Origin of the sequence: Pantoea sp. CTOTU49201 (assembly GCF_032054795.1) — a bacterium.
GTDB lineage: Bacteria > Pseudomonadota > Gammaproteobacteria > Enterobacterales > Enterobacteriaceae > Pantoea > Pantoea symbiotica.
The window spans coordinates 1-2,689 of record NZ_DAMBSA010000522.1 but is presented as its reverse complement, the minus strand read 5'-3'; the positions used below and the strand labels follow the sequence as shown (position 1 = coordinate 2,689).

The following is a 2,689-nucleotide window of genomic DNA, read 5'->3' as shown; positions in this document are numbered from 1 at the left end:
CAAGAAAGGTGAGATATAGGTGTAGAGAATGTTGTGCGCCAGCACGATGCAAAGCACCAGTAACAATACGCTTCGCACGCCGGGTAAACGCGACACCGCACGCAGTGGCCTACGTTGCTGTGCCGATTGTCCCGGTTGCTCCGGTGCGGTCAGACGCAGCAACAGCATCAACAGCAGTGACAACGCACTGAGCGCCATAAAACTCTCGCGCCAGCCGATGGCATTCCCGACGAAAGTGCCAAGCGGTACGCCGATGGAGAGCGCCAGTGGCGTGCCGGCCATCGCAATGGCAATTGCTTTGCCCTTTTGCTGCGCAGGCGCCATCGCTGCCGCGTAGCCCGCCAGCAGCGCCCAGAGTACGCCTGCTGCTGCGCCGGCAATCGCACGCGCCACCAGCAGCAAGGTGTAATCACGGGCAATGGCCGTCACCAGATTCGCCACGGTAAAACCGGCCAGCGTAAACAACAATAAACGGCGGCGGCGCATTCCTTGCAATAGTGTCATCAGCGGGATGGCGGCCAGAAAGGAGCCCACCGCATAGGCGGTGATGCTCTGCCCAGCCGCAGCGGCTGAAATGGCAAAATCCTGAGCCATCGGCGTCAATAATCCGGCGGGAAGCGCTTCGGTAACAATGGTGACAAACGCCGCCAGACTTAGCGCCAGCAACGGAATCAGCGGTAAGCGATCTCTCATTGTTCCTCCCACAAACCCTGATACACCGCGTCACGCAGTTCATTAACAAACGCGCCTGACATGCCTTCATACAGCGTGTTGCTCAAGGCGACGACACTCAACTGCTTAAGCGGATCGACAAACCAGGCATGCCCGTATGCGCCGCCCCAACGCCAGGTACCGATCGATTCTGGCGAAGCGGCGAGAACAGGATCGCGCAATACTGAGAAGCCAAGACCAAAACCGACGCCCGGTGAATCTGGAATCTCATGTGCACCAATTTGATCGCGCGCCATTTCCGCCACCCAGGCCGACGTCAGCAGTGTCCCGCCGCCCGTGCGCAGGGTTTCCTGCAGGCGCATCACATCGTTGGCGGTTCCGACCAACCCAGCTCCACCGGAAGGAAATGCATGCCGATCATACACGCGGGAGGGATTAAATCGGATGCCGACGGTGCCTTCAAACGGCGCAACACATTCACCTTCGCGGAGCGCATGAGGCTGCGGATAATCGTTCACATACGCGGTGGCTACGATATGTTCTGGCGATAAGAAAAAGTCCGTGGCGCCCATCTCAAGCGGCCCGGTGACCAGCGCCCGCACCGCCTTATCCAGTGGCTGTTGCTGCACCTTTTCAATCAACGCACCCACCACGTCAATCGCCAGCGAATAACACCATGCTGAACCTGGCGCAAACAGCAAAGGCACCGAACCGATACGCTGTACATTTTCCGCCAGCGTCAAATCAGACCTGTCCATGCCATCCGACACGCCCGCTCGCGCATACGGACCGTCGTCACTCTCCTCCAGAAAACGATAGCCAAGCCCGGCGCAGTGACTTAGCAACTGACGCAAGTTAATGGTTGCCGCACTGCCGTCTGCCAGCGTCGGCTTAAAGCCGGGCAGCTAGCGCTGCACATCTTCATCCAATTGCAGCTCGCCTTGCGCCACCAGCACCATTGCGGCGGTGGAAACGATCAGTTTGCTCATCGACGCGAGACGGAAACGCTCCCCTTTCACCATCGGGCGCTGATTTTCCCGATCGGCCCATCCCGCCGCCTGGTGATAAATAATCTCGCCGCGCTGCGCGACCATCACCTCGGCCCCGACTAAACGCTGCTGGTCCAACGCCTGCTGAATCACATTCTTAAGTAAACCCTGCATGCTTTTCTCTCCTCAATAATGAATGACATCACAGTAGCCACTTCTCAATTACGGAAAAAGCGGGGTATATTTCTCGACTTAACGGACAATAATGTCCGCAATGGCGGAATCAAATGGACAATCTGAACGGGTTTATGGTGTTCGTGCAGGTCGCTGAAACCCGCAGCTTTGTTGCTGCCGGGCGTCATTTAGGGATCTCTGCTTCTGCGGTGGGGAAGAGTGTGGCGCGGCTGGAGGAGAAACTCGGTGTCAGGCTGTTTCACCGCAGCACACGTAGCATCACGCTTACTGCCGAAGGCTCCCTTTTCCTGCAGCGCAGTCGCCGCATTTTGGCGGAGATTGAGGCTGCCGAAAGTGAACTGTCACAGGCCGCTGGGCGCCCAAGTGGGCGTTTGAAACTAAGTCTGCCGATTGTAGGATCGCTGATCTTGCCGGTATTGGGGGATTTTATGCGGGCATATCCGGAGATTCAGCTCGATCTGGATTTCAGCGATCGCGTGGTAGATGTGATTGCCGAAGGATATGACGCAGTGATGCGCGGCGGTCCGCCAACGGATTCACGGCTGTCGGCGCGTAAACTGGGCTATGCCTACTCTGTTGCAGTCGCATCGCCGGACTATCTGGCCCGGCATGGTGAACCCAAAACGCCTGAAGAGTTGAATCAGCACGCTTGTTTGCACTATCGCTTCAACACCACGGGCAAGCTTGAGCGCTGGGTACTGCGCGGTTACGAAGATGAACAGGAACTGACACTGCCCACCACCATGATTTGTAACAACATTGAAACCCGTGTCTGCTTTGCCATGCGTGGCTTAGGCATTGCCATGCTGCCGGATTTCTCTATTCGTGAGGCA

General features: G+C 57.3%; 2 protein-coding genes and 1 pseudogene. 1 reads left to right on the top strand and 2 read right to left on the bottom strand.

Annotated features, from left to right (window positions below; translation table 11 throughout):
• On the bottom strand, positions 1-693 hold a 693-nt coding region (locus RTY00_RS23195; RefSeq protein WP_312666527.1), incomplete at its 3' end, for an MFS transporter.
• Positions 690-1,835: pseudogene (locus RTY00_RS23190) on the bottom strand (serine hydrolase domain-containing protein). The pseudogene RTY00_RS23190 and the gene RTY00_RS23195, both read right to left, overlap by 4 nt.
• Positions 1,836-1,948: 113 nt before the next feature.
• Here RTY00_RS23190 and RTY00_RS23185 point away from each other — a divergent pair.
• A partial coding sequence (locus tag RTY00_RS23185) for a LysR family transcriptional regulator (RefSeq protein ID WP_312666526.1) occupies positions 1,949-2,689 on the top strand: 741 nt, incomplete at its 3' end.